Origin of the sequence: Pseudomonas sp. PA15(2017) (assembly GCF_001945395.1) — a bacterium.
GTDB lineage: Bacteria > Pseudomonadota > Gammaproteobacteria > Pseudomonadales > Pseudomonadaceae > Aquipseudomonas.
The window spans coordinates 65,670-92,190 of the sequence record NZ_MSXV01000009.1 but is presented as its reverse complement, the minus strand read 5'-3'; the positions used below and the strand labels follow the sequence as shown (position 1 = coordinate 92,190).

The following is a 26,521-nucleotide window of genomic DNA, read 5'->3' as shown; positions in this document are numbered from 1 at the left end:
CTGCTTTGCCCGCGACCTTCGCCCTGGATATAACCCATAAACGACAATGCCCCTATCAACCGATAGAGGCATTGTCTTCAACTCACCCTCGGACTGCTAGGTTTTCACACAGTCTGACAAGGCCGGGTTTTCGTACAGCGAGCTAAAGGTTCAACCGTCCAGCAGCGCCTTGTTGCGTACCGCGCCTTTGTCGGCACTGGTGGCCAGCAGGGCGTAGGCCTTCAGGGCGGTGGTCACCTTGCGCGGGCGTTGCTCGACCGGTTTCCAGCCCTTCTTGTCCTGTTCGTGGCGGCGGTGGGCGATTTCCTCGTCGCTGACCAACAGGTTGATCGAGCGGTTGGGGATGTCGATCAGCACCTTGTCACCATCCTTCACCAGGCCGATGGCGCCGCCGGCAGCGGCTTCCGGCGAGGCGTGGCCGATGGACAGGCCCGAGGTGCCGCCGGAGAAGCGACCATCGGTGAGCAGCGCGCAGGCTTTGCCCAGGCCCTTGGATTTCAGGTACGAGGTCGGGTAGAGCATTTCCTGCATGCCCGGGCCGCCTTTCGGGCCCTCGTAGCGGATGATGACGATGTCGCCTTCTTTCACTTCGTCATTGAGAATGCCGCGCACCGCGCTGTCCTGGCTTTCGAAGATCTTGGCGTTGCCCTCGAACACGTGGATCGACTCGTCGACGCCGGCGGTCTTCACCACACAGCCGTCCAGGGCGATGTTGCCGTACAGCACGGCCAGGCCGCCTTCTTTCGAATAGGCATGTTCGACGCTGCGGATGCAACCGTTCTCGCGGTCGTCGTCGAGGGTGTCCCAACGGGTCGACTGGCTGAACGCGGTCTGGGTCGGGATTCCCGCCGGGCCGGCCTTGAAGAAGTGGTGCACGGCTTCGTCATCGGTCTGGGTGATGTCCCACTTGGCGATGGCTTCGGCCATGCTGCGGCTGTGCACGGTCGGCAGATCGGTGTGCAGCAGGCCGCCACGGGCCAGCGAGCCAAGAATGGAGAAGATGCCGCCAGCGCGGTGCACGTCCTCCATGTGGTACTTCTGGATGTTCGGTGCCACCTTGCACAACTGCGGCACCAGACGCGACAGACGATCGATGTCACGCAGGTCGAAGTCGATCTCGGCCTCCTGAGCCGCCGCCAACAGGTGCAGGATGGTGTTGGTCGAACCGCCCATGGCGATGTCGAGCATCATGGCGTTCTCGAACGCCTTGACGTTGGCGATGTTGCGCGGCAGCACCGAGTCGTCGCCTTCATCGTAGTAGCGCTTGCACAGTTCGACGGCAGTGCGGCCGGCCTGCAGGAACAGCTGCTCGCGGTCGCTGTGGGTGGCCAGGGTCGAGCCATTGCCCGGCAGGGCCAGGCCCAGGGCTTCGGTCAGGCAATTCATCGAGTTGGCGGTGAACATGCCGGAGCACGAACCGCAGGTCGGGCAGGCGCTGCGCTCGTATTCGGCGACTTTCTCGTCCGAGGCGGTGCTGTCGGCAGCGATCACCATGGCGTCGACCAGATCCAGGCCGTGGCTGGCCAGTTTGGTCTTGCCGGCTTCCATCGGGCCGCCGGAGACGAAGATCACCGGGATGTTCAGGCGCAGGGCGGCCATCAGCATGCCGGGGGTGATCTTGTCGCAGTTGGAGATGCAGACGATGGCGTCGGCGCAGTGGGCGTTGACCATGTACTCCACGGAGTCGGCGATGATCTCGCGGCTCGGCAGCGAATAGAGCATGCCGTCGTGGCCCATGGCGATGCCGTCGTCGACGGCGATGGTGTTGAATTCCTTGGCCACGCCGCCGGCTTTCTCGATCTCGCGGGCGACCAGCTGGCCCAGGTCCTTCAAGTGCACGTGGCCGGGCACGAACTGGGTGAAGGAGTTGGCGATGGCGATGATCGGTTTCTTGAAGTCTTCGTCCTTCATCCCGGTGGCGCGCCACAGGGCACGGGCGCCGGCCATGTTGCGGCCGTGGGTGGAGGTCTTCGAGCGGTAATCAGGCATGACGGATTCCTGCGGCTAATCAGGTAGGCATTGGTAGATGGGTGAGCGGATCAGCGGCAGGTGACCGCGAAGCAAGGTGGCATGGCGCACGACGGGATCTCCGTCTGCCTGCCCGGGCTCACAGCCCGCCGAAGGGTGGCTGGCGGGAAATGCCCTGATTCTACGCCGCGCGAGGCGGGAGAGGAAAGGCTGCTGGCCGCCGGCCGTCCCCGCCGGCGGCAGAGCCCTAGCCGCGCAGGATGGCGGCGGGGATCTGATCCAGGGGGATTTCCTTGCTGACCGCGCCGAGCTTCATGGCTTCCTTGGGCATGCCGTAGACCACGCAGCTGGCCTCGTCCTGGCCGAGGGTCAGGGCGCCGGCTTCATGCATTTCGCGCAGGCCGCGGGCGCCGTCGTCGCCCATGCCGGTCATGATGATGCCGGTGGCGTTGGCGCCAGCGGCGCGGGCGGTGGAGCGAAACAGCACGTCCACCGAGGGCTTGTGGCGGCTGACCGGTGGGCCGTCGACCACCTCGACCACATATTGGGCGCCGCTGCGCTTGAGTAGCAGGTGGCGGCCGCCAGGCGCGATCAGCGCGCGACCGGGCACCACGCGATCGCCATGGCGCGCTTCCAGTACCTCCAGCTCGCAGAGGCCGTTGAGGCGCTCGGCGAAGGCGGCGGTGAAGCGCTCGGGCATGTGCTGGACGATCACGATCGCCGGGCAGACCCGCGGCAGGCGGGTAAGGATGTACTCAAGGGCCTGGGTGCCGCCGGTAGAGGTGCCGATGGCGACGATACGCTCGGTGGTGCGCGCCATGGCGCTGGTGGCCGGTGGCAGGATGGCATCGGCACTGAGTTTGGCCTGGGGCGCCGCAGGTGGCGACTTGCTGACCAGGCGCTTGACGTTGGCCCGAGCGGCGGCCTTGACCGCGTTGACCAGGTCGTCGCTGGCGTTGATCAGGAACTTGCTGAGGCTGGCCTGGGGCTTGGTGACGATGCTTACCGCGCCCGCCGACAATGCCTGCATGGTGGTGGTGGCACCCTTTTCGGTCAGCGTCGAGCAGATCACCACCGGCGTCGGGCGCTCGGCCATCAGCTTGCGCAGGAAGGTGATGCCATCCATGCGCGGCATTTCGACGTCGAGCACGATCACGTCGGGCCACTGGCGTTGCATCTTGTCGAGGGCGAACAGCGGGTCGGCGGCAGTACCGATGACCTCGATCGCCGGGTCAGCCGCCAGTACCTGGGAGAGCACCTGGCGCACCACGGCGGAGTCGTCGACGATCATGACTTTTATATTTTTCATAGCGGTCGCTTTCCAGCAGGGGGCTCTTGAGTGGCAAGGGGCTGGGTTTGCTTCAGCGCGATCTCGCCGCTCCAGATATCGAAGATTAGATTGCGGTGGCCGACGCCGCCGACATGTTCGCCGTGGCAGCTGAGTTTTCTCTCGGCGAGCAGGTGGCGGGCGATGTCGATGTTCTGCTGGCCGACGTGATGGCGACTTCTTTGCGCCAGGCCCGGAAACATGTGGCCGCCGCCAAAGATGCGCGCCTGGTATTCGGCCAGGCGGGTACCGCTCAGGGCGATCGCCTCGCACAGCAGGCTCATCACTTCGTCGGCGTAGCGGCCATCACGTTGCTTGGTGGGGCGCCCGCGGGTGGGCAGCATGAAATGGCACATGCCGCCCAGGTGAGCGTGGGGGTGCCAGAGCACGATCGACACGCACGAGCCCAGCAGGGTGCGCACGCGGGTGTAAGGCCCGCCGAAGTGGTAGTCGCCGGGGTTCAGGTACACCTCGGCGATCGAGGGGGTATTAGTCATCGGGCTTGCGGTAGATCGAGGGTTTCACGACCTTGAGCGTATCGTTGACGCCGTTCAGGCTTTCCGAGTGGCTGATGATGAAATGGCCGCCCGGGCGCAAGTGCTTGAGCAGGCGCGCCACCACCTGGCGTTTGGTGTCGGCGTCGAAGTAGATCATCACGTTGCGCAGGAAGATCACGTCGAACAGGCCGACGTCCGGTAGCGCGCTGTTGAGGTTGATCTGGATGAAGCGCACGCGCTGGCGCAGGGCCGGCGCGATCATCATTCGCCCGTGGTTCTCGTCGATGCCGCGCAGGCAGTGTTTGACCAGCAGATGGCGCGGTATGTTCTCGCCGTCATCCAATTCGTACACGCCGTTGCGCGCCTGGGTGAGGATGCGCTGGCTGATGTCCGAAGCGAGGATTTCCCACGACCGCTCGCCGAGACGTTCGGCCAGCAACAGGGCCAGGGTGTAAGGCTCCTCGCCGCTGGAGCAGGCGCCGCTCCAGATCCGCAGCGGACGGCCGCTGGGAATCGCACCGGGCTTTTGCAGCAGCTCGCGCAGAAAATCGAAGTGCTTGGGTTCGCGAAAGAAATAGGTTTCGTTGGTGGTCAGCAGGTCCACGCAGGTCTGCAGCTCGGCCTTGTCCTTGCCGACCAGGCGGAAGTATTCGCCGTAGGTGGCCATGCCGAGCGCGCGCAGGCGCTTGTTGAGGCGCCCGGCTACCAGCGGTTTCTTGGCATCGGAGAGATGAATGCCGGCGATGCCATGGATGAGCTGGCGGAACTGGCTGAACTCGAGATCGGAAAGCGTGGCCTGGGTCGTCTCGCGCATCAGCTGGAAGCACCGTGCTGCTGGGCCTGGTCGATGGCGAGAGACTCTTCGGTGGAGATCACTCGGCCGATATCGAGCATCACCACCAGGCGGTCATCGAGCTTGCCCATACCGCGGATGAAGTCGGCGCGGATGCTGCCACCGAAGGACGGCGTCGGCTCGATCTGCTCGGCGCTCAGCTCGCGTACCTCGTTGACCGCGTCGACGACGATGCCGATCACCTGGGTATGGCCGGGCCCGGTGATTTCCAGAATCACGATGCAGGTGCGTGGGCCGATCCGGGTCGTCTGGCCGCCAAAGCGCTGACCCAGGTCCATCACGGGCACCACCGCGCCGCGCAGGTTGATCACGCCGAGGATGCTCGGCGGCAGCATCGGCACCGAGGTCAGTCGGCCGTACTCGATGATCTCGCGTACGGCGCGAATCTCCACTGCGAACAGCTCCTGCGCCAGGGTGAAGGTCAGGTACTGGCCCGCTCCTGCCGTGGCGCCGTCGAGCAGCCGTGGTCCGCAACTCATGGGCTACTCCTGAAAGCGCACGTAACCGGCCGGCAGGCCACCGCTGTGGCCGTCGTCATCGCGCGCCTGGCGTGCCGGCCCGTTGCCGCGAGCGTGCGGCTGGCGAGTGCGCGGCGGGTTGGCGACGGTGATGCGCTCGCCCGTGCCGTTGAGGCGGAAGAAGTCCATCAATTGCTGCAGTTGCTCGGCCTGGCCGCTCATTTCCTCGGCGGTGGCTGCCAGCTCCTCGGAGGCCGAAGCGTTCTGCTGGGTCAGCTCGCTGAGCTGGTTCATCGCCGTGCTGATCTGGCCGACGCCGCTGCTCTGCTCGTCGGAGGCGGCGGCGATTTCCTGGACCAGGTCGGAGGTCTTGGCGATGGACGGGACGATCTCGTCGAGCAGGGTGCCGGCACGCTCGGCCAGGGCCACGCTGTTCTTCGCGACCTCGCCGATTTCCTGGGCGGCGACCTGGCTGCGCTCGGCCAGCTTGCGTACTTCGGCGGCGACCACTGCGAAGCCCTTGCCGTGCTCGCCGGCGCGGGCCGCTTCGATGGCGGCGTTGAGCGCCAGCAGGTTGGTCTGGTAGGCGATGTCGTCGACGATGCCGATCTTGTCGGCGATGGTCTTCATGGCGCGTACGGTGTCTTTCACCGCCTGGCCACCCTCACCAGCTTCATTGGCGGCCTTGCTGGCCATACCGTCGGTAACTCGGGCATTTTCGGTGTTCTGGGAAATGGATGCCGACATCTGCTCCATCGACGCGCTGGTTTCCTCGACCGACGCGGCCTGTTCGGACGCGGCCTGACTCATGCTCTGGGCCGTGGAGGAAATCTCTTCGGAGGCGCTGGACAGCGAGTCGGCGGAGCTGCGTACTTCGGCGATGATCTGCGTCAGGCGGGTGGACATGTTGCTGATCGAGGCCAGCATGCTGGTAGTGTCATTGGGCTTGACCACCACCTGGGTGCGCAGGTCGCCTTCGGCGATACGGGTGACCACTTCGGCGGCATAGGCGGGCTCGCCGCCCAGTTGCTTGAGCAGGCTGCGAGTGATCAGCCAGCCAAGCAGGATGGAAACCAGAATGGCGATACCGCCGATCAGCGACAGCTGCAGGCGTGATTCCTGATAAAGCGCGCTGGCGTCTGCCGCATCCTGATCCATCAGGCCGCTCTGATAGGTGATCAGCGCGTCAGCGGCGGCGAGCAGGTCATCGTTGGCCGGAATCATGCTGGCGAACAGATAGTTTTCGGCACGCTCCGGGTCGTCCAGCCGCTTGAACAGCTCGTCGTAGCGCTTACCCACTACGTCACGCGCGGCGTTGACGCGCGCCATGAGCTCACGGCCTTCTGGGCTGGCGATGGTGCGGCTCAGCTCTTCTGCGGCCGCCAGGCGCCGTTCACGGCTGCTATTGATGAGCGCCAGGTTGCGTTGATCGGCTGCTTCGTCCTCATCCAGAATGATGTCGCGTACGTAGCGACCCTGGTTGGAGGTTTCTTCCTTGATGGTTGTGGCCTGGCGGATCTTCACATACCGATCATTGATGATCACGTTATTGGAATCGTTGATCGCGCTCATGCGGGTCAGGCCCAGCACCAGAGCGATCAGCAGCAGCACGATGACCGTACCGAAACCGAGGCCGAGCTTTGTGGACACGCGTAGGTCTTTGAACATGGTTGCTTCCCTCTGTGATGCTTGGCTGCCCGGTCAGGCGGACAATGCTTTGGTTCCGTCTGGCAGAGCCGCTATCTCGGCGACCGCAAGGGCGTTTTCGATGGCCAGCAGGATGATGAAGTCACCCTCGCGGTGAACCATCGCCTGAATGAAGTCGCTGCGAATCGAGTTGCCGAAGGCCGGCACCGGATTCATTTGCGCCGGAGCGATTTCCAGTACCTCGCTGACGGCGTCGACCAGAATGCCGAGAATCTGCGGGGCCTCGGGCTGGGGCACTTCGACGATGATGATGCAGGTGCGCCGGTCGATCTGCGTCCTGGCGTGGTTGAAGCGCAAGCTCAGGTCGATGACCGGCACCACCGCGCCGCGCAGGTTGATCACGCCATGTACGCAGCGGTTGGCCATCGGCACCTTGGTGGTGCGTTGGTACTCGATGATTTCCCGCACGCACAACCCGTCCAAAGCGTAACGCCGCTCGTGGAGGATGAAGCTCAGGTACTGGTGCACCAGCTCTTCGTCGGCAGCAGCTTTTGAGGCACTTGCGGTGGTTACGGCGAGCTCACTCATGGGCGTATACCTGGGCGGATTCGTGCTGCGCGGCGCTGCGCGGCGCGGCCAATTGGCTGAGCAGACGGGGAATGTCGAGAATCAGCGCGACGCTGCCGTCGCCGAGAATGGTGAAGCCGCCCAGTTCGCTGCAGCCGGCGAAGATCTTGCCGAGTGGCTTGATCACCGTCTGGAATTCGCCAGCCAGTTGATCGACCACCAGGCCGGCGCGCAGACCGGCCTGGCGTACCACCACCACGCTTTCACGGCGGGGCGGCTGGCTCTCTTGCTCGAACAGATCACGCAGGCGCACGATGGGCAGCATCTGCCCGCGCAGCTCCAGGTGGCCGCGCTTGAACGCGGTCCCGGCGGGCAGCTCGATGCATTCTTCCACCATTTCCAGGGGAATCACGTAGCCGGCTTGGCCGACGCTGACCAGGAAGCCGTCGATGATCGCCAGGGTCAGCGGTAGGCGGATGCGAATGCGCGTGCCCTGGCCAAGGGTGCTGTCCAGTTCGATGGTGCCGCGCAGGGCGGTGATGTTGCGCTTGACCACGTCCATGCCCACACCACGGCCGGACAGGTTGCTGACCTGCTCGGCGGTAGAGAAGCCGGGCTCGAAGATCAGCGCGAAGGTCTCTTTTTCCGAGAGCGTCTGACCGTCGCCGATCAGGCCTCGCTCGCGGGCCTTGGCGAGGATGCGCTGGGCGTCGAGGCCGCCGCCGTCGTCGCTGACTTCCAGGACGATGCTGCCGGCATCGTGGTAGGCATTCAGGGAGACCTTGCCCTGGGCCGGCTTGCCGCGCGCCAGGCGGGTTTCCACCGACTCGATGCCATGATCCATGGCGTTGCGCACCAGATGGGTGAGCGGATCGGTGATGCGCTCGACCACCGTCTTGTCGAGTTCGGTTTCGCCGCCGCTGATGGACAGGGCGATGTCCTTGCCGATCTCGCCGGCGACGTCGCGCACCACGCGCTGGAAGCGGTTGAAGGTGCTGCCGATCTGCACCATGCGCAGCGGCAGGGCGGAATCGCGGACTTCCTCGACCAGCCGGGAGAGCAGCTCGGTGGCCTCGAGCATTTCCGGGTGACCACAGGTCTGGGCGGTCATTCGCGCCCCGGCACCGGCGATGATCAGCTCGCCGACCAGATCGATGAGTTTGTCCAGCTTGCCGGCGTCGACACGAATCAGGCTGGTTTCGCTGCTGCGATTGTCCTTGATCTGCTGCTGCTTCTGCAGCGCGGCGGCGATTACCGGTGGCTGCACCAGGCTTTCCTCGACCAGTACGCGGCCGATCGGGCGCGGCTCGTCGCGTTCCTGCCCCTGTACCTGGGCTTGCAGGACCTCCTGCAGCTCGTTGGCGGTCAGGGTGCCGCAGCGCATGAGGATTTCGCCCAGGCGCATGTCTTCTTCCGGCAGCGCGCGGATCAGCTCCAGGTATTGCTCGGATTTGCTGTTGGGCGGCAGGATGCGGATCAGGCTGTCTTCGCGCACGAACTCGAAGGCGCCCTCGATGGTGGCCTTTTCGGCGTCGCTGGCGAAGGCCATTTCGAAACCCAGATAGCAGGTTTCCGGGTCCATTTCGGCGGCCACCGGAATGCGGTCCAGCAGCGGCACGATGCTGACGATCTTGCCGAAGGTATTCAGGTAGCGGAACAGGCCGAGTGGGTCCATGCCGTTGCGCAGGGTATCCGGGCCGAAGCGCAGGGACAGGTGCCAGTGGTCGGCGCCCACGCCCTGGCCCCGCTCGATGCGCGTGGTGGCCGCCGGTATCGACTCGCTGACCTGGACGGGCTCCAGATAATGGGACAGTCGCTCGGCCAGTTGCTGATGGGCGATCTGCGTGTCGGGCTCGAGAATTTCCAGGTCGGCGCCGCTGTCGACCAGTGCCACCAGGCGCGCCAGGTGATCGCCAACCTGCAGGAACAGGGCGGTCATGTCCTTGCCGAAGCGCAGCTCGCCGTTGCGCACCCGATCCAGCACGCTTTCGGCGATATGGGTGAAGGCGACGATCACGTCGAGACCGAACAGGCCGGCCGAGCCCTTGATGGTGTGGGCTGCGCGAAAGATGGCGTTGATGGTGTCGGCGTCGTCCGGGTCGTTTTCCAGCTGCAGCAGGGCCTCTTCCATCTGTTGCAGCAGTTCCTGGCTTTCGGCGATGAAGACCTGCAGCACTTCGTCCATGTTCATGCTAGTTACTCGCTCGCCGGCTTGATCAGGATGGGGTCGCCGAAGAAGGTGCCCAGCCCGCTCAGTTCGAAAGCCTCGATCACCGCTGGGCTGTGGTTGGTCAGGCGCAGGTCGCAGTTCATGCGTGCCGCCTCCTGCTTGGCAAGGATCAGCAACTGCAGCCCGGCGCAGTCCAGTTCATCGACGGCGCCGAGGTCGAGCTCCACTTCCACATCGCAGGCCAGGGCCTGCGTCAGCAACTGCATGTGTTCGGTGGCGCTGTAAATGGTCAGGCCGCCTTCCAGGGGCAAGATGCGGTAGAGGCTCTCCGCCGGCGCGTCGGTCATGGCAGGATCAGCTTGGAGACGGCGGTGAGCATCTGCGCCGGCTGGAAGGGCTTGACCACCCAGGCCTTGGCACCCGCGGCGCGGCCTTCTTCCTTCTTCGCTTCGCCGGCCTCGGTGGTGAGCATGATCACCGGGGTGAACTTGTAGGCGGGCAGTTGCTTGACGTTCTTCACGAAGGTGATGCCGTCCATGTTCGGCATGTTCACGTCACTGATGATCAGGTGCACCTTGCGGCCGTCGAGCTTGCTCAGCGCATCCTTGCCGTCGCAGCCTTCGATGACCTGGTAGCCGGCCCCCTTGAGCGTAATGCTGACGACCTGGCGGATGGAGGCGGAGTCGTCGACGATGAGTACGGTCTTGCTCATGGGGAAAAACCTCAGAAAAACGTGATGTCGGAGTCGTTGCTTTTGGCGCTGCTTTTCTCGCCCCGGTGGATGCCGTGCTGCTCGGGGGTGGTGTAGGTCTGCGCCAGTTCGCCGAGCCAGTGGTCGATGTCCAGGGGCGATGGCGCCAGGCTCTGCTGGCGCTGTGCATGGCGATTCTGGATATGGGCGTGCAGCTTGTCCTGGTCGGCGGCGATATGGCCGAGGGTCTGGCTGATGCGATCCTGGAACTGCAGCGACACCAGCACTTCGGCGATGTCCTGGGCGACGGATTCGCTTTGCGTGCGCATGGTTTCATTGTGGTGGACGATGTCGCTGGCGCTCTGGTTGAAGCGGCCGATCACCCCGGCGATGACATCGCTGGCCTTGTTCAGGGTGACGGTGTCGGTCTTGGTGTATTCCTGGGAGATGTCCAGGGTCTTGTGGATGGCGTCATTGACGATCACTACGGTTTCGCCGATGCGCTGACCGGTGTCGCCCGACATCGACGACAACTTGCGCACCTCGTCGGCGACCACCGCGAAGCCGCGGCCGCTCTCACCGGCCCGCGCTGCTTCGATGGCAGCGTTGAGGGCCAGCAGGTTGGTCTGTTTGGCGATGTTTGCAACGTCCTGGGCCATCTCCTGCAACTGGTCGGTGAAGCTGGACAGCTGAGTGATTTCATTGAGCAGCGATTCCTTGCTGGCCAGTGCATCGCGCAGGGCGACGATGATCATGTCCAGCTCGTACTCGCAGCTCGACAGCAGCGCCACCAGGCGTTTTCCGGCCTCGCGCTCGGTGCTCCCACCGAGGCTGCTCTGGATCCGCGTGGCCAGTTGGGCGAAGCGCTCGCTCAAGGCGCTGATGGACTCTTCGGTGTGGCTGCGGGCGTTCTCGATATGCTGCGACCACAGCGGCAGAACCTGGCCGCAGAGCTGCTCGACGCTGTCGTCCTGGCTGGGCATATGCTGCTCATGGCTGGCGAGCTGTGCCGTAGACGCCTGGCCGGGGCTCTGGCGGCGCAGCGCGAGGATGATGACCACGCCCGCCACCAGCAGGATGGCCAGGGCCGGCAGCATATCGAGTAGCTGCTGGCCGACCAGCGTTACGACGGCGATGCCAGCGATCAGAATCAGCAGGGGAGCGAGGAGAGGGGTGGAGAGATCACGCATGTAAAGCTCCGTGGCGGACTGGGCTCAGACTCCACGGAACAGGCAGCAGGCGGGCAAAGCTCCAGCGCGGTGACCAAGCATTCCTTTGGATGTCGGCAGCATGCATGAAGCATCATCGGCGGGTGCATCGGCTTTGGCTGATATTTGCTTGGCTTTAAACGCTACAAAGCACTAAGGATTTTCCTAGGCAAGGTCGGAATTCATGAGGCTGGAGGCGAATCTGACCAGGTCTGCATTGCTGGAAAATCGCATTTTTTCCATCAGATTTATCTTATGGGTACTGACTGTCTTGTTACTGATCGTCAATTGTTTGGCAATGTGGTTGACGCTCAGCCCGGCAGCAAGCAATCGCATGATCTGGAACTCGCGATTGGTCAGGCTGTCGAGCCCGCTGCGGCTGGCAGGCTTGATACTGCTCAGAGCGATGGGCTCCATCAGTGCCGGGTCGATGTAGCGATTGCCACCGCTGACCCTTCTCACCGCTTCGACGAGGGTCGAAGGCGACTGACTCTTGGTCAGGTAGCCCGTTGCGCCACAGCGCAGCACGCGGAGAGCGAGATGCGGGTCACCGTGCATGCTGAGCACCAGAATGGGCAGCTTGGGGTACTGGTGCGTGATGCGGGCGATCAGGGCCTCGCCGCTCAGGCCGGGCATGCTGATGTCCAGTAGCAGGAGATCCACGGGAACCAGGCGCAGTTTTTCCAGGGCCTGGGCGCCATCGGCCGCTTCGGCGACGACGCGGACGTCGTCATACAGCTCGAACAGGCGCTTGAGCCCTTCGCGCATGATCATGTGGTCGTCGGCGATCAACAGCTTGATCATCGGTGAATCCTTAAACACGGTGAGCCGCGGGGAATATCGCCTGGACGATGGTGCCCTGGCCGGGATGACTGAAAATGATCACCGGCCCGCCGAGGCGCTTGCCGCGCTCGCGCATGCCGGATAGTCCGGTGGAATCGGGGAGGGTGTCGCTGAGGGTGAAGCCGCGACCGTCGTCGGAGATCTCCAGTACATAGTCGTTGTCGCGTTGCTCGAGGCTGACCGCCGCGCGGCTGGCCTGGGCATGACGCAGGATGTTGGTGAGCGATTCCTGCACGATGCGGCACAGGTGCGAGGCCTGGTCGGTATTGAGGTCTAGGGCGGGCGGCAGGCTGCAGCGGCAGTCGATGCCGGAGAGGCGTTTGAAGTCGTCGACAAGGTGCTTCAGGCTGTTTTCCAGGCCGTGTTGCAGGCGCCCGATGGGACCGCCGAACTGCACGTCACGAATCGCCTCGATGGCGCTGTGGGTGATGCCGATCAGGCGTTGGATTTCGTCGTCCAGGTCCGGGCGGTCGCGCTTGAGGCGGATGCCCAGTACCCCCAGGCCCTGTTGCAGGGCCGTCAGCTGTTGGCCCAATTCATCATGCAGTTCACGGGCGATGCGCTTGCGTTCCTTGTCCCGAATGGCGGCGTAGAGCTTGGCCCGGTGTCTGCGGTGGCGGGCGTCTTCGGTTGCCTCGTTCTGCTGGGTTTGCGTCCGGTTGCCATGTTGGGAGAGCGTCTTCGTGTCAGTCACCTGGGCTCTTCTCTCTCTTATTGACCGGCTGTCTAACGTCGATAGCCGGGCCATGCAGGATGTGGTTTAGGGTAATGCCCCTGTGCTGCCCTGGCGACAGCTATCACGGGTGTGACGCCGTGGCGTATCGGCACGAGGCAATCGCCGTTGGCGCATCCACTGCAATGCTGCCGCGCCGATCGGGAGTACCTCTCCCTGCTAACCCTAGCTGCGTATCAGCGCTGCTGATCGGCGTCGACCGGCCCAGCTCAGGGGGGCGCCGTGATAACGGGCGCAGCGAGCGCCGTGACGATGAGCCGACGGCTGGTTGAAGAAGAGCAAGCGATCATCGACAGAGCGCTGGTCGGCTGAAGATCCGGCCCCTGCTTGCGGGCTATCTGTGACGCCAATAACGCGTGCAACGACACCTCGAGCATCTCAGTCATGCCCAGCAGAGACCACGGTAGCGGGCCTGGGTTCGCCAGGGCCCGAGATCCGTGGTGCTTGTCGAGATGCTAGTCGCCGAACGGGCAGGCCGTGCCGTCAGCTATTGGGCAGCAGGCGGCAGGTCAGGCTCTTGATGTAGCGGGTTTCGCCGATGGCCGGGTGCACCGGGTGGTCCGGGCCCTGGGCGCCGCGTTCGAGCAGCTGGATGTTGCGATCCAGATGGCGGGCGCTGGTCAGCAGGATGTTCTGCAGATTGTCTTCGTCCAGGTGCATGGAGCAGCTAGCGCTGACCAGGATGCCGTCCTTGTTGAGCAGGCGCATGGCGGTTTCGTTGAGGCGACGATAGGCTGCTTCGCCGTTCTTGATGTCCTTCTTGCGCTTGATGAAGGCGGGTGGATCGGCGATCACCACGTCGAAACGCTCTTCGGCTGCCTTCAGCTCACGCAGGGCGGCAAACACGTCGCCTTCCACGCAGGTGACCTTCTCGGCGAAACCATTGAGCGTGGCGTTGCGTTCCACGCCGTCGAGGGCGAACGCCGAGGCGTCCACACAGAACACTTCGCTGGCACCGAACGCGGCGGCCTGCACACCCCAACCGCCGATGTAGCTGAACAGGTCGAGCACGCGCTTGCCCTTGACGTAGGGCGCCAGGCGCGCGCGGTTCATACGGTGGTCATAGAACCAGCCGGTCTTCTGGCCTTCGATCACCGGTGCTTCGAACTTCACGCCGTTCTCCTCCAGGGCGACCCACTCCGGCACCACGCCAAAGGCGGTGTCGACGTAGCGCTCGAGGCCTTCGGCATCGCGGGCGGCGGAGTCGTTCTTGAGCAGGATGCCGCTGGGCTTGAGCACCTGGATCAGCGCAGCCAGCACGTCGTCCTTGTGGCGTTCCATGGTCGCCGAGGCCAATTGCACCACGAGGATGTCGAAGAAACGGTCGACCACCAGGCCAGGCAGCAGGTCGGAGTCGCCGTACACCAGGCGGTAGCAGGGCTGGTCGAACAGCCGTTCGCGCAGGCTCAGGGCCACGTTGAGGCGGTGCACCAGCAGCGACTTGTCCAACACGTGTTTGACGTCACGCGACAGCAGGCGGGCGCAGATCAGATTGTTGGGGCTCAGGGCAACGATGCCCAAGGGCTTGCCACCGGCAGCTTCGAGGATGGCCTGGTCACCGGCTTGGAAAGCGTTGAGCGGGGTGACGGCGACGTCGATCTCGTTGCTGTAGACCCACAGGTGGCCGGCGCGCAGGCGTCGGTCGGCGTTGGCTTTCAGGCGCAGGCTGGGCAGGGACATGATGGGCTCCGTCGCAAAAAATGCGCATTCTAAACGAGGAGCCCGGTAGCTGCTTGCCGCGTTGCATGCCGTGGACGCCCATCCTTGGTCCGTGGCGGCTGGCTCAGACGGCGAGCGCGGCGATCAACTTTTCGTTGAAAGCTGGCAGATCGTCTGGTGTCCGGCTGCTGATCAGCTGGCCGTCGACCACCACTTCCTTGTCCACCCAGGTGGCACCGGCGTTCTTCAGGTCGTCGGTCAGCGAGGGGTAGCTGGTCAGGGTCTTGCCCTTGAGCAGGTCTGCGGTGGCGAGAATCCAGGCCCCGTGGCAGATCACGGCGATCGGTTTGTTGGCCTTGGCGGCATCCTTCACCAACTCCACGGCCATCTCGTCGAGGCGGATGGTGTCGGCGTTGACCACGCCGCCGGGCAGCACGATGGCGTGGTAATCGTCGATCTTCGCCGTATCGAAGGTTTTGTCGACGGTGAAGGCGTCGGCTGGCGTGGTGTGATTCCAGCCGGTGACCTTGCCGGATTTGCTGGAAAGGATCTCAGCGGTGGCACCGAGTTCTTCGAGCGCCTTTTTGGGGCCGGTCAGTTCGACCTGCTCGAAACCGTCGGTAACCAATAGAGCGACACGCTTGCCTGCAAGGGACTTGCTCATCGTAAACACCTTTCTGAATAGGCTGAGTGAGCAATATTCGGGGTGCTGCGAGCCGCTAAGTTCAGGCCAGGCGACGACCTGCAGATTTGTTCTGTAACCGGCGGCTCAAAAGTCTTCACGCTCAGGGTAGACTGCGCGCTCCATCACCTTCTTACCTTGCGCCTCCATGGACAAAGAACTTTCGGCCGAGCAGATACAGACGTTTCTGCAAGGCATCAGCGTGCCGCCGCAACCGCAGATCATGGTCGATCTGCAGTTCGAGCAGTACATGCCCAACCCGGACCTGAAGGCCATCGCGCGCCTGATCAGCCAGGACCCGGGGCTGTCCGGCGCTTTGCTGAAGATCGTCAATTCGCCGTATTTCGGCCTGGCCAACCGCATCGGTTCCATTCAGCGTGCGGTCAACCTGCTGGGCAGTCGCTCGGTCATCAACATGGTCAACGCCCTGTCGATCCGTGGCGAAATGAGTGACGAGACCATCGTCACCCTCAACCGCTTCTGGGATACCGCCCAGGACGTGGCCATGACCAGCCTGACCCTGGCCAAGCGCATCGGTTACGAGTCCGTTGACGAGGCCTACACCCTGGGCCTGTTCCACAATTGCGGCATTCCGCTGATGCTCAAGCGCTTCCCCGACTACATGACCGTGCTCGAGGAATCCTACGCCAGCGCCAATGCCGAGCGGCGTATCGTCGACACCGAGAACCGCCTGCTCAACACCAACCATGCGGTGGTCGGCTACTACACCGCCAAGTCGTGGAACCTGCCGCTGCACCTGTGCCAGGCCATCGCCAACCACCATAATGTGCGAGCCATCTTCGCCGAGGAAAACGCCAACGACGCTCAGCTCAAGAACCTGCTGGCGATCCTCAAGATGGCCGAGCATATCTGCCGCAGTTACCAGGTGCTGGGTAACCAGAGCGAAGACCATGAGTGGAGCGCCATCGAGCCGCTGATCCTCGACTACGTGGGGCTTTCCGAATACGACTTCGAGAGCCTGCGCGAGAGCATCCGCGACCTGGGCGCCGCCTGAGGCCCCCTTCCTGAATCCGCTTCGAGTCCGCCATGCCTGAATTGCCAGAAGTCGAAACCACCCGCCGGGGGATCGCGCCTCACCTGATCGGCCAGCGTGTCAGCCGGGTTATCGTTCGTGAACGCCGCCTGCGCTGGCCGATCCCTGAAGACCTCGACGTGCGGTTGTCCGGGCAGCGTATCGAAGCCGTGGAGCGGCGCGCCAAGTACCTGTTGATCAAGGCCGAAGTCGGCACGCTGATCAGCCATCTGGGCATGTCCGGTAATCTGCGCCTGGTCGAAGCGGGGCTGCCGGCAGCCAAGCACGAGCATGTCGATATCGAGCTGGAGTCCGGTCTGGCGCTGCGCTACACCGACCCGCGTCGCTTTGGCGCGCTGTTATGGAGCGAGTTGCCGCTGGAGCATGAGCTGCTGGTGCGCCTCGGCCCTGAGCCGCTGACCGAGCTGTTCGATGGCGAGCGCCTGTTTCAGCTGTCGCGCGGTAAGGCGGTGGCGGTCAAACCGTTCATCATGGACAACGCGGTGGTGGTCGGCGTTGGCAACATCTACGCCACCGAGGCGCTGTTCGCCGCCGGCATCGACCCGCGCCGCGCCGCCGGTACGGTGTCGCGGGCGCGTTACGTGCGCCTGGCTCAGGAGATCAAGCGTGTGCTGGCCCACGCTATCGAGCGTGGCGGCACTACACTGCGCGACTTCATCGGCGGCGATGGTCAGCCCGGCTATTTCCAGCAGGAGCTGTTCGCCTATGGTCGCGGCGGTGAGTTCTGCAAGGTGTGCGGCAATACCCTGCGTGAGGTGAAGCTGGGCCAGCGGGCCAGCGTTTACTGCCCGAAATGCCAACGCTGAGTCGCTTCGTCCGATAACGTGACCACGTGTTCAGCGATTGACGGCCATCACGCGACAATTGCCGGCGCGCTGTTATAGTTACCGGCATCGTCCCGTATGCCTCTGAAGGATCGCCCCATGAAACTGTTTCGCTCTTGCGCTGCTGTTCTGGCGCTGACTGCTGCCTCGCTGGCGCTGACCGCCAATGCGCAAGAAGTGCAGCAGAACGCCAGCGGTGACCCGCTCTACACCGTTCAGGCCCCGGATGGTTTCGCCATGATCGGTGACCTGCTGATCGCCCGCCCGCTGCTGATCGGCGCCACCGTCATCGGCGCAGCAGCTTTCGTCGTCGCCCTGCCGTTCTCGGCCATGGGCGGCGGCATCGGCGCTACCGGTCGTGCCCTGGTGGTCGAGCCGGGCAAGGCGGCTTTCGTACGCTGCCTGGGCTGCACCGGTGACGGTTACAACCAGCGCCAGTGAATGCGGATTTCGCCCATTGAAAAGCCCCTCGTCGAGGGGCTTTTTATTGCCTGCCAGTTTTAACGCGTGAGCTGTACCGCGCTGTTGCCGACTCCGCGTGGGTCGCTGGCTGCCTCGACCTGGCCACTGGTCTTGTTCCAGCGCAGCACCTGCCCGTTGCCGTATTCGCGCCCCACATCCTTGAGCTGATAACCACGGGCTTGCAGCTCGGCGGCCTGGGCGGCGCTGAAGGCCTGCGGCTCGTGCTCGATGACGTCCGGCAGGTACTGGTGGTGATAGCGCGGCACGGCTGGCCAGCTGGCGATGGGCTGATCGTCCAGGTACTGCAGGATCGACAGCAGCACCATGCTGGGGATGCGGCTGCCGCCCGGTGTGCCGAAGCTGGTGAATTCGCTCGGGCTGTCGATGAACGTCGGGCTCATGCTCGACAGTGGGCGTTTGCCGGCGGCGATGGCGTTGGCCTGGCTGCCGGCGAGGCCATAGGCGTTGGCGCCACTCGGGTCGGCGGCGAAGTCGTCCATTTCGTCGTTGAGCAGCACGCCGGTGCCGGGCACCGTGAAAGCGGCGCCGAACGGCAGGTTGATCGACAGGGTGGCGCTCACCGCGTTGCCGTCGGCGTCCAGGACGGTGAAGTGGGTGGTGTGATCGCCTTCCGTCCAGGGCCCGGCTGGTGGCAGCTGGCTGCTCGGGGTGGCGTGCTGCGGATCGATGCCGTCGCTGAGGTTTTTCAGATAGGCCGGGTTGAGCAGGGCGGCGGCGGGGTTGTCGACGAAGTCCGGGTCACCCAGTTGGCCACGGTCGCGATAGACACGGCGCAGGGTTTCCACTACCAGGTGGGTGCGCTGCACCGGGTCGGCCGCCCGCCAGGGCAGGTGCTGCAGCATCAGCAGGCTCTGGGCCAGGGCTACGCCGCCGGCCGAGGGTGGTGGGGCGCTGATCAGCTCGCGGCCTTCGGCCAGCGGTACGCGAATCGGCTGGCGATTCACGGTGCGGTAGTCGGCCAGATCCTGCAGGGTCCAGATACCGCCTGCGGCCTGCACGCCGGTCACCAGGCGCTCGGCCACCGGGCCGGCATAGAAACCGTCTCGACCATGATGGGCCAGCTTCAGCAGGGTATCGGCCAACTCCGGCTGGCGCAGTAGCGCGCCTTCATCGGGAATCTTGCCGTCGCTCAGGAACAGTCGCGCAGTTTCCGCATCGTCGCGCATCGCCGCCAGGCGCATGGTGACGCGATCGCGGTACACGCGATCGACCGGGAAACCTTCCCGGGCCAGGCGAATGGCCGGCGCCAGGCTGTCGCGCAACGTTAGTTTGCCGCGTTGTTCGGCCAGTTCCACCAGTGCGGCGGGCAGGCCTGGAATGGCGGCGGCCAGTGCACCATCGCGCGACAGCGCCGACTGCACCTGGCCATCATGGCGGTACAGATCGGCATGGGCGGCCCCTGGGGCACGCTCGCGGGCATCGAGAAAATCGTAGCGAGCATCGGCGCTGCGCAGCAGGAAGAAACCGCCGCCGCCCAGCCCTGAACCGTAGGGTTCGACCACCGCCAGGGCCGCGCTGATGGCCACTGCCGCATCGAAGGCATTACCGCCCAGCGCCAGGGTTTCCTTGCCGGCGACCGTGGCCGCGGGGTGGGCGGTGGCGATGGCGCTGCTGCCGGGGCGCTCGGCGGCTTGCAGGCCGAGGCTGAGCAGCAGGAGCAGCGCGCCGGACAGGGCGCGCAGGGAATTGAGGCCGCGAAGGGAGCGGCGCACTCTCAGGCCTTGCCGGTGAGGGTTTTGTACTTGTCCATCAACTGCTCCTTGCTCTCGACGTTGTTCTCGTCGAGGGGAATGCAGTCTACCGGGCAGACCTGCTGGCACTGCGGCTCGTCATAGTGGCCGACGCATTCGGTGCACAGGTTGGGGTCGATCACGTAGATCTCCTCGCCCTGGGAAATCGCCGCGTTCGGGCACTCAGGTTCGCAGACGTCGCAGTTGATGCAGTCGTCGGTGATGATCAGGGACATGAAAGGCAAGCTCCCGCCGGGCCAGGGGCCGCGACACAGTCAAACGGAAGCAGACTGTTGAAAAACTATCCACGTTGCCATCGCGGCATTAAAAACAGGCTCAAATGCTCATGTACTCTTCGTACACTGCGCTTTTTCGCCTATTTTTGCCTTGCGCTGACTGCCTCGATGACGTTTTTCAACTGCCTGCTAGCCGCGATTGTGCCGTATTGTGGCCGCCAGCGCACGCCCGCTCGCCATATGGCGAGCGGGCGTGCCAGTGTTGCTGATCAGCGATTCTTGAAGCGTTCGGTCAGGGCGTCGGCGACGGCCGGGTGAACGAACTTGCTGATATCGCCGCCCAGGTTGGCAATCTCGCGCACCAGGGTGGAAGAGATGAAGGAATACTTTTCCGATGGCGTGAGGAACAGGCTTTCCAGGTCCGGCGCCAGTTGGCGGTTCATGTTGGCCAGCTGGAATTCGTACTCGAAATCCGATACCGCACGCAGGCCGCGCAGCAGCACGTTGGCGCCCTGTTCCTTGGCGAACGAGGCGAGCAGCGTGGAAAAGCCGATCACTTCGACGTTGGGCAGGTGCTTGGTGACTTCCCGGGCCAGGGCCACGCGTTGCTCGAGGGAGAACAACGGGTTCTTCTTCGGGCTGGCAGCGACCGCGATCACCACGCTGTCGAACAGCCGCGCGGCGCGCTCGACCAGATCGCCATGCCCCTTGGTAATGGGGTCGAAGGTGCCTGGGTATAACACTCGATTCATCGTGACGTCCTGGCAGGCGCGTTAGGGAGTCGGATGGTAGCGCAGCACGCCGGGGCGGGCCAAGTCGGCGGCCTTTTGATGGCGCCGGATGTGGGCGTTAATCGCGCTACCGCTCAGCGGATGAACAGTTTGTAGACCAGCTTCTGCAAGAGTTTGCCATAGGGCGGGTAGATCAGCCGCGCGAGGTTGAGGCGCTGCTTGACGAGTACGCCCTTGGCCTTGCTGAAGGTGAGGAAACCTTCGTGTCCATGATAGTGGCCCATGCCCGAGGCACCGATGCCGCCGAAGGGCATGTCGTCTTGCGCCACGTGCAGCAGGGTGTCGTTGAGGCAAACCCCGCCGGAGTGGCTGTGGTGCAGCACATGCTCCTGCTCGCGGCGGTCGTAGCCGAAGTAGTACAGGGCCAGCGGACGCGGGCGCGCCGCGATATAGGCCAGGGCATCGTCGAGGCGGTCGTAGGGCAACACGGGCAGCAGCGGCCCGAAGATCTCGTCCTGCATCACCCGCATGCTGTCGTCGACGTTCAGCAGCAGGGCCTGGGGCATGCGCCGGTCCGCGGCCTCGGCAGTCAGGGCGATGACCTCGGCGCCCTTGTCGCGAGCGTCGTCGAGGTAACCCTGCAAGCGCTGCTGCTGGCGGGTGTTGATGATGCTGGTGTAGTCCGCATTGCCCTCGATCTTTGGATAGAAGCGTTGCACCGCGCGGCGATAGGCCTCGACGAACGCCACGATCCGCTGGCGAGGCACCAGCACGTAGTCCGGGGCCACGCAGGTCTGCCCGGCATTGAGGGTCTTGCCAAAGGCGATGCGCTCGGCGGCGTGCTCCAGCGGAGCCTCTGCGCTGACGATGGCCGGGGACTTGCCGCCCAGCTCGAGCGTCACCGGCGTCAGGTTTTCGGCCGCGGCGCGCATCACATGGCGGCCGACGCTGGTGGCGCCGGTGAACAGCAGGTGATCGAACGGCAGCTTGGCGAATGCCATGCCGATCTCGGCTTCGCCGAGCACCACGCCAACCTGGTCCTCGGGGAAGATGCTGGCCAGCAGCTCCTTGAGGCGCTGTGAAGTCCGCGGCGTGGCTTCGCTGAGTTTGAGCATCACCCGGTTGCCGGCGGCCAGCGCGCCGACCAGCGGGGCGATGGCAAGGAACAGCGGGTAGTTCCATGGCACGATGATGCCGACCACGCCCAGCGGCTGATAGATCACCCGCGCCGAGGCGGGCATGAACGCCAGGCCCACGTGCCGCCGCGAAGGTTTCATCCAGCGGCGCAGGCGTTTGCGGGTATAGCGGATGCCCTGCACGGCGGGCAGCATCTCGGCGAGTAGCGTTTCATCGGCGCTGCGGTTGCCGAAGTCGTCGCTGATGCAGCGGATCAGTGCATCCTGATCGCTGAGCAGGCGAGCCTTTAGGCTGTCGAGCCAGGCGATGCGCTGGTCGGCCGACGGCATGGGGTTGGCCATGAAGGCCTCGCGTTGCGCCTGAAAGCGCTGCTGTAGCTCAGCAATGGTCTGCTCGAGCGAGCCTAAATGCTTGGCCATGCCGCCATCCTCAACAACTCACTGGGGCTGCTGTGTACCACGTTCGATGGCCTGCAGCCATTGCGGTATGCGGCGCTCCAGGTAATAGCCAGGCCGGCGTGGCGAGCCGTCGACGAAACCGACATGACCGCCCTTGGCGTGCAGTTCGAAGCGGATGCAATCGGCCAGTTCATTGGCTTCGGGCAGGCTATGGGGATAGACGAACGGGTCGTCGGTGGATTGGATCATCAGCGTCGGCGTCTGGATGCGGCCCAGGTAATAGCGGCTCGAGGCGCGTCGGTAATAGTCGTCGGCATTCTCGAATCCGTGCAGCGGCGCGGTGACGCGGCCGTCGAAGTCCCAGAAGGTGCGCATGCCCTCCAGCGGGCCGAGCTTTTCCAGGATCGACAGGCGATCGGCCTGGCCCTGGTGGGCGAACAGGCGCTGCTTGTCCTTCACGTAGGCGACCATGGCGCGCATGAAATGTGCCTGGTAGACCCGCGAGAAGCCGATACCGATGCGGTCGGCACACTGGTCCAGGCGGAACGGTACCGACACCGCGGCGGCGCCTTGCAGGCCGCTGTCTGCGCCAGTCTCCCCGAGGTACTTGAGCAACACGTTGCCGCCCAGCGAGTAGCCCACCGCATACAGGGGCGCCAGGGGATGCTTGGCGTGCAGGTGGCGGATGGTTTCAGCGAGGTCTTCGCTGGCGCCGGAGTGGTAACCACGTGGCAGCAGGTTGGGTTCGCCCGAGCAGCCCCGCCAGTTCAGTGCCACGCTGGCCCAGCCCTGCTCGGCCAGCTGGCGTTGCAGGCCTACTACGTAGTGGGAGCTGGATGAGCCGGTGAGGCCATGCAGCACCAGCACTACCGGGGCATGAGCTTCGTGGGGGCCGTGCCAGTCGAGGTCGAGAAAGTCGCCGTCGTCCAGCCACAGGCGCTCGCGTTGGCGCTCGAGCACCAGCGGGCGACGGCACAGCGACCCCCAGAGGGTCTGCAGGTGCGGCCCCGGCAGCCACCAGGCGGGTTGGAATCTGCTGGCTGTTTCCTTTCGCTCGACCATGTGCAGGCCGCCGTCGGCGCTTACGCCGAACGGCGCTCCCACAGTGCGTAATGCACTTGCCCGGCCTTCTGTTCGCGGTGCAGGCGCCAGTTGCCGGGCATCCCCAGGCTGGAAGGCACCTGCTCGCTTTCGGTATAGATCCAGGCATCGTCGGCCAGCCAGCCGCGTTCTTCCAGCAGCGTGCAGGCAGGCAGCAACAGATCCTGGCTGAAGGGTGGGTCGAGGAACACCAGGTCGAATGGCGTGGCCGGCTGGCTCTGCAGGTAGGCGAGTGCGTCGCTCTGCAGCACCTGGCCGTTGTCACAGCGCAGGGTGGTCAGGTGCCCGCGCAGGCTGTTCACTGCCGCCGGGTTGAGGTCCAGCGCCAGGGCACTGCCGGCACCGCGCGACAGCGCTTCGAGAAACAGCGCGCCGCTGCCGGCAAAGGGGTCGAGTACCCGAGCGGCGTCCACGTAGGGCGCCAGCCAGTTGAACAGGGTCTCGCGCACGCGGTTGGGCGTGGGGCGCAGGCCGTGGGCCATGGGGAAGGCGAACTGGCGGCTGCGCCATTGCCCGGCAATGATGCGCAGTTGCCCGTCGCCACCGTGGGCGACGGGGGCTTTGCCGGAGGTCGGTCGTCTGGCCATCAGTGCTCCGGTACGGCGGCAGGCATCTCTGCCGGCTTGTCGGTGGGCGGCGGCAGTTCCTTCTGCTCCACCTTCGGCCCGGCGGTGACGATCACCAGTGATTCGGGGTCGAGATGCTTGGCCATGGCGGCTTTCACCTGCTCGACGCTGAGCGCCTGCACCTGGGCCATGAAATCTTCAAGGTAGGTGAGCGGCAGGTCGTAGAAACCGATGGCGCCGAGCTGGCCGACGATGGCCGCGTTGCTGGCCGTGGACAGCGGGAAGCTGCCGGCCATCTCGCGCTTGGCGGCGTCCAGTTCTTCCTGGGTCGGGCCGCCCGCGATGAACTCGCGCAGCAGGTCCTTGACCAGTTGCAGGGTGCCATCGCTGAGCTCGGCGCGGGTCTGCAGGTTGATCATGAGCGGGCCGCGGGCCTGCATGGCGGTGAAGCCGGAATACACGCCATAGGTCAGGCCACGTTTCTCGCGCACCTCGGTCATCAGCCGGGTGCCGAAACCGCCGCCGCCGAACACCTGGTTGCCGAGGTAAAGGGCGGGATAGTCCGGGTCTTCACGGGTGATGCCGAGCTGGGCGATCAGCAGATGGGTCTGGTTGGACGGGAAGTCGATGTGGGTCAGGCCGGGCTTTGGCGCTTCGGGGGTCACGGTCTTGGTCAGGGCCGGGCCCTTGGGCAGCGCGGCAGAAACCTCGGCAGCCATGGTTTCGGCTTCCTCGCGGGACAGGTCGCCGACCACGGCGATAACCGCATTGCCGGCAGCGTAGGCCTTGGCATGGAAGGCCTGCAGCTGTTCGCGGCTGATACCGGGAACCGACTGCGCGTTGCCTTCGCTGGGGTGACCATAGGGGTGCTTGCCATACAGGCGCTCGAACAGTTCGAGGCTGGCCAGCTTGCCGGGGTTCTGCTTCTGGTATTCGAAACCGGCGAGGATCTGGTTCTTGATACGCGCCAGGGAGTCGGCGGGGAAGGTCGGCTGGCCGATCACCTGCTCGAACAGCTTCAGGGCCGGCTCACGCTGCTCGGTGGCGCTGAGGCTGCGCAGGCTGGTGACCGCCATGTCGCGGTAGGCACCATTGCCGAACTCGGCGCCCAGGCTCTCGAAGCCGGCCGCGATGGCGCCGACGTCCTTGTCGGGCACGCCTTCGTTGAGCATGGCATTGGTCAGCAGCGCCAGGCCCTGCACGTCGCCATCCTGGCTGCTGCCGGCGGCGTAGGTCAGGCGCAGGTCGAACATCGGCAGCTCGCGGGCTTCGACGAACAGCACCTTGGCGCCTTCGGCAGTCTGCCAGCTCTGGATGTCCAGTTTGCGGCGCTCCGGTTCCTTGCCGTCCAGTTCGGCCAGTGACTGCAGTTTGCTGTCGTCGGTTTGTGCGGCTTGTGCGGCTTGTGCGGACTGGGCAGTAGGCTCGGCAGCGTCCGGTGCGCGTTTGACGGTGAAGGCCAGGGCCGCCAGCAGGGCGATCAGAAACAGCCCCAACAGGGCGTAGCGCGGGCCGTTGCGCTTACTCATCGCGCTTCTCCTCGGGCAGAACGTGGGCGACGCTGAGGCGGTCGCGGGTGAAGTAGGTCTTGGCGGCGTTCTGGATGTCGGCCGGGGTTACGGCCTCCAGCTCGGCGAGTTCCTGGTCGATCAGCTTCCAGGACAGGCCGACGGTTTCCAGCTGGCCGATGGCGGTGGCCTGGCTGCTGATCGAGTCACGGTCGTAGACCAGCCCGGCGATCAGTTGGGCGCGTACGCGGGCCAGCTCCTCGGTCGAGGGCGCGGTGTTCTGCAGGTCGTGCAGCTCGCGCCAGATGCCGGCCTCGGTCTGCTCCAGGGTCTTGCCGGTCTGCACGTTGGGCGTGGCGGAAATCGTGAACAGGCTGTCGCCGCGGGTGTAGCCGTCGTACCAGGCGCCGGCGCCGGCGACCAACTCCTCGCCGCGCTCCAGGCGAGTGGCCAAGCGCGCGCTGTAGCCGCCGTCCAGCAGGGCGGCGATCAGGCGTAGGGCGTGCACGTCACGCGGGTTCTTGGCGGTGGCCAGGCCCGGTACGTTGAAGCCCATCATCAGGCTGGGCAGTTGGGTCTTCAGATGCAGGGTGATCTGCCGCTCGCCCGGCGCCGGCAGCTCCAGGGGAATCTTCGCGGCCGGCACGGCACGCTTGGGGATCGTACCGAAGTAACGCTGGGCCAGGGTTTTCACGGCGTCCGCGGTAACGTCGCCGACCACCACCAGGGTGGCGTTATTGGGCACGTACCAGGTTTCGTACCAATGGCGCAGCTCCTGCACGCTCATGCGGTCGAGGTCGGCCATCCAGCCGATGGTCGGGATGCTGTAGCCGCTGGCCGGGTAGGCCATGGCCTTGAAGCGCTCGAAGGCCAGACCCGAAGGTTTGTCGTCGGTGCGCAGGCGGCGCTCCTCCTTGATCACCTCGATCTCGCGTTCGAATTCTTCCGGTGGCAGGCGCAGGCTGGCCAGGCGGTCGGCCTCCAGCTCGAAGGCGACGCCGAGGCGATCGGCGGCCAGCACCTGGTAATAAGCGGTGTAGTCGTCGCTGGTGAAGGCGTTCTCCTCGGCGCCCAGGTCGCGCAGCACGCGCGAGGCTTCGCCGGGGCCGAGCTTGCGGCTGCCCTTGAACATCATGTGTTCCAGGGCATGTGACAGGCCGGTCTGGCCGGCTGTCTCGTAGCTGGAGCCGACCTTGTACCAGATCTGCGAGACCACCACGGGGGCGCGGTGGTCTTCGCGGACGATGACTTTCAGGCCGTTGTCCAGAGTGAATTCATGGGTGGGTTGCGGTGCCGCGGCCTGCGCCCCGAAGGGCAGGGCACAGACGGCCAGTAGCAGGCCGGCGAGATGGCGGGCAAGTGAACTGGACAAACCTCTCTCCTCGTTGAACCACGCCGGGCGTGGGATTGCGGTCGGGTGTGAGCGCGGTGCCGCGTTGCCTTGACGGGC

At 64.8% G+C, this 26,521-nt stretch carries 26 protein-coding genes; 3 read left to right on the top strand and 23 right to left on the bottom strand.

The genetic code is table 11. The annotated features are described in order from the left end of the window. Positions 1–150: 150 nt before the first annotated feature. The 15 genes from ilvD to BVH03_RS03725 form a co-directional block, all read right to left on the bottom strand. Positions 151–1,989, bottom strand: coding sequence for a dihydroxy-acid dehydratase (gene ilvD / locus BVH03_RS03795; protein WP_075959963.1), 1,839 nt, complete (start codon positions 1,987–1,989; stop codon positions 151–153). A 226-nt stretch (positions 1,990–2,215) separates the two neighbouring features. Beyond that, positions 2,216–3,277, bottom strand: a complete 1,062-nt coding sequence (locus BVH03_RS03790; RefSeq protein WP_075959962.1) for a chemotaxis response regulator protein-glutamate methylesterase — start codon at positions 3,275–3,277, stop codon at positions 2,216–2,218. Beyond that, on the bottom strand, positions 3,274–3,792 hold the full coding sequence (locus BVH03_RS03785) for a chemotaxis protein CheD (RefSeq protein ID WP_075959961.1): 519 nt from the start codon (positions 3,790–3,792) through the stop codon (positions 3,274–3,276). The genes BVH03_RS03790 and BVH03_RS03785 overlap by 4 nt, the downstream gene beginning before the upstream one ends. Then, on the bottom strand, positions 3,785–4,606 hold the full coding sequence (locus tag BVH03_RS03780) for a protein-glutamate O-methyltransferase CheR (protein ID WP_075959960.1): 822 nt from the start codon (positions 4,604–4,606) through the stop codon (positions 3,785–3,787). Before BVH03_RS03780 ends, BVH03_RS03785 begins: the two co-directional genes overlap by 8 nt. Continuing rightward, on the bottom strand, positions 4,606–5,124 hold the full coding sequence (locus BVH03_RS03775) for a chemotaxis protein CheW (protein ID WP_075959959.1): 519 nt from the start codon (positions 5,122–5,124) through the stop codon (positions 4,606–4,608). Before BVH03_RS03775 ends, BVH03_RS03780 begins: the two co-directional genes overlap by 1 nt. A 3-nt stretch (positions 5,125–5,127) precedes the next feature. Beyond that, positions 5,128–6,771, bottom strand: coding sequence for a methyl-accepting chemotaxis protein (locus tag BVH03_RS03770; protein ID WP_075959958.1), 1,644 nt, complete (start codon positions 6,769–6,771; stop codon positions 5,128–5,130). Between the two features lie 33 nt (positions 6,772–6,804). Continuing rightward, positions 6,805–7,338 (bottom strand): chemotaxis protein CheW, encoded by a 534-nt coding sequence (locus BVH03_RS03765; protein ID WP_075959957.1) that lies wholly within the window; start codon positions 7,336–7,338, stop codon positions 6,805–6,807. Then, positions 7,331–9,508 (bottom strand): chemotaxis protein CheA, encoded by a 2,178-nt coding sequence (locus BVH03_RS03760; protein ID WP_075959956.1) that lies wholly within the window; start codon positions 9,506–9,508, stop codon positions 7,331–7,333. Before BVH03_RS03760 ends, BVH03_RS03765 begins: the two co-directional genes overlap by 8 nt. A gap of 5 nt (positions 9,509–9,513) precedes the next feature. Beyond that, complete coding sequence (locus BVH03_RS03755) at positions 9,514–9,834, bottom strand: STAS domain-containing protein (protein WP_075959955.1); 321 nt, start codon at positions 9,832–9,834, stop codon at positions 9,514–9,516. Beyond that, positions 9,831–10,199 (bottom strand): response regulator, encoded by a 369-nt coding sequence (locus BVH03_RS03750; protein WP_013789289.1) that lies wholly within the window; start codon positions 10,197–10,199, stop codon positions 9,831–9,833. Before BVH03_RS03750 ends, BVH03_RS03755 begins: the two co-directional genes overlap by 4 nt. Before the next feature lie 11 nt (positions 10,200–10,210). After that, positions 10,211–10,933, bottom strand: a complete 723-nt coding sequence (locus tag BVH03_RS27150; RefSeq protein ID WP_371915337.1) for a methyl-accepting chemotaxis protein — start codon at positions 10,931–10,933, stop codon at positions 10,211–10,213. 618 nt (positions 10,934–11,551) lie between these two features. Further along, complete coding sequence (locus BVH03_RS03740) at positions 11,552–12,190, bottom strand: response regulator transcription factor (RefSeq protein WP_075959953.1); 639 nt, start codon at positions 12,188–12,190, stop codon at positions 11,552–11,554. 10 nt (positions 12,191–12,200) lie between these two features. Continuing rightward, positions 12,201–12,923 carry a sensor histidine kinase gene (locus BVH03_RS03735; RefSeq protein WP_075959952.1) on the bottom strand — a complete coding sequence of 241 codons (723 nt, stop codon included), beginning with the start codon at positions 12,921–12,923 and terminating at the stop codon, positions 12,201–12,203. A 522-nt stretch (positions 12,924–13,445) separates the two neighbouring features. After that, positions 13,446–14,642: a class I SAM-dependent rRNA methyltransferase gene (locus tag BVH03_RS03730; RefSeq protein WP_075959951.1), complete on the bottom strand. Its 1,197-nt coding sequence runs from the start codon at positions 14,640–14,642 to the stop codon at positions 13,446–13,448. A 103-nt stretch (positions 14,643–14,745) separates the two neighbouring features. Then, on the bottom strand, positions 14,746–15,285 hold the full coding sequence (locus BVH03_RS03725; protein WP_075959950.1) for a type 1 glutamine amidotransferase domain-containing protein: 540 nt from the start codon (positions 15,283–15,285) through the stop codon (positions 14,746–14,748). A gap of 220 nt (positions 15,286–15,505) precedes the next feature. On the opposite strand from BVH03_RS03725, the gene BVH03_RS03720 reads away from it, so the two are divergent. The 3 genes from BVH03_RS03720 (at position 15,506) to BVH03_RS03710 (ending at position 17,622) form a co-directional block, all read left to right on the top strand. Continuing rightward, positions 15,506–16,318 (top strand): HDOD domain-containing protein, encoded by an 813-nt coding sequence (locus BVH03_RS03720; protein WP_168175596.1) that lies wholly within the window; start codon positions 15,506–15,508, stop codon positions 16,316–16,318. 32 nt (positions 16,319–16,350) lie between these two features. Next, positions 16,351–17,163, top strand: a complete 813-nt coding sequence (gene mutM / locus BVH03_RS03715; protein WP_075959948.1) for a bifunctional DNA-formamidopyrimidine glycosylase/DNA-(apurinic or apyrimidinic site) lyase — start codon at positions 16,351–16,353, stop codon at positions 17,161–17,163. Between the two features lie 117 nt (positions 17,164–17,280). Beyond that, positions 17,281–17,622, top strand: coding sequence for a multidrug transporter (locus tag BVH03_RS03710; protein ID WP_075959947.1), 342 nt, complete (start codon positions 17,281–17,283; stop codon positions 17,620–17,622). A 59-nt stretch (positions 17,623–17,681) separates the two neighbouring features. On the opposite strand, the gene ggt is transcribed toward BVH03_RS03710, so the two are convergent. The 8 genes from ggt to BVH03_RS03670 form a co-directional block, all read right to left on the bottom strand. Beyond that, positions 17,682–19,376 (bottom strand): gamma-glutamyltransferase, encoded by a 1,695-nt coding sequence (gene ggt, locus BVH03_RS03705; protein WP_083639991.1) that lies wholly within the window; start codon positions 19,374–19,376, stop codon positions 17,682–17,684. 2 nt (positions 19,377–19,378) lie between these two features. Then, complete coding sequence (locus BVH03_RS03700) at positions 19,379–19,630, bottom strand: YfhL family 4Fe-4S dicluster ferredoxin (RefSeq protein ID WP_075959946.1); 252 nt, start codon at positions 19,628–19,630, stop codon at positions 19,379–19,381. 269 nt (positions 19,631–19,899) lie between these two features. Beyond that, positions 19,900–20,382 (bottom strand): pantetheine-phosphate adenylyltransferase, encoded by a 483-nt coding sequence (gene coaD / locus BVH03_RS03695; RefSeq protein ID WP_013789299.1) that lies wholly within the window; start codon positions 20,380–20,382, stop codon positions 19,900–19,902. A 113-nt stretch (positions 20,383–20,495) separates the two neighbouring features. Then, the gene (locus tag BVH03_RS03690; RefSeq protein ID WP_075959945.1) at positions 20,496–21,917 is read right to left on the bottom strand and encodes a coniferyl aldehyde dehydrogenase; all 1,422 of its coding nucleotides are present in this window, start codon (positions 21,915–21,917) and stop codon (positions 20,496–20,498) included. 18 nt (positions 21,918–21,935) lie between these two features. Then, on the bottom strand, positions 21,936–22,958 hold the full coding sequence (locus BVH03_RS03685; RefSeq protein WP_075959966.1) for a hydrolase: 1,023 nt from the start codon (positions 22,956–22,958) through the stop codon (positions 21,936–21,938). A gap of 20 nt (positions 22,959–22,978) precedes the next feature. Then, on the bottom strand, positions 22,979–23,584 hold the full coding sequence (gene rsmD / locus BVH03_RS03680; protein WP_075959944.1) for a 16S rRNA (guanine(966)-N(2))-methyltransferase RsmD: 606 nt from the start codon (positions 23,582–23,584) through the stop codon (positions 22,979–22,981). Further along, entirely contained in the window at positions 23,584–25,092 is a 1,509-nt protein-coding gene (locus BVH03_RS03675) for a pitrilysin family protein (protein WP_075959943.1), read from the bottom strand. The genes rsmD and BVH03_RS03675 overlap by 1 nt, the downstream gene beginning before the upstream one ends. Then, positions 25,085–26,443, bottom strand: a complete 1,359-nt coding sequence (locus tag BVH03_RS03670; RefSeq protein ID WP_075959942.1) for a pitrilysin family protein — start codon at positions 26,441–26,443, stop codon at positions 25,085–25,087. The genes BVH03_RS03675 and BVH03_RS03670 overlap by 8 nt, the downstream gene beginning before the upstream one ends. Between the last annotated feature and the right edge of the window lie 78 nt (positions 26,444–26,521).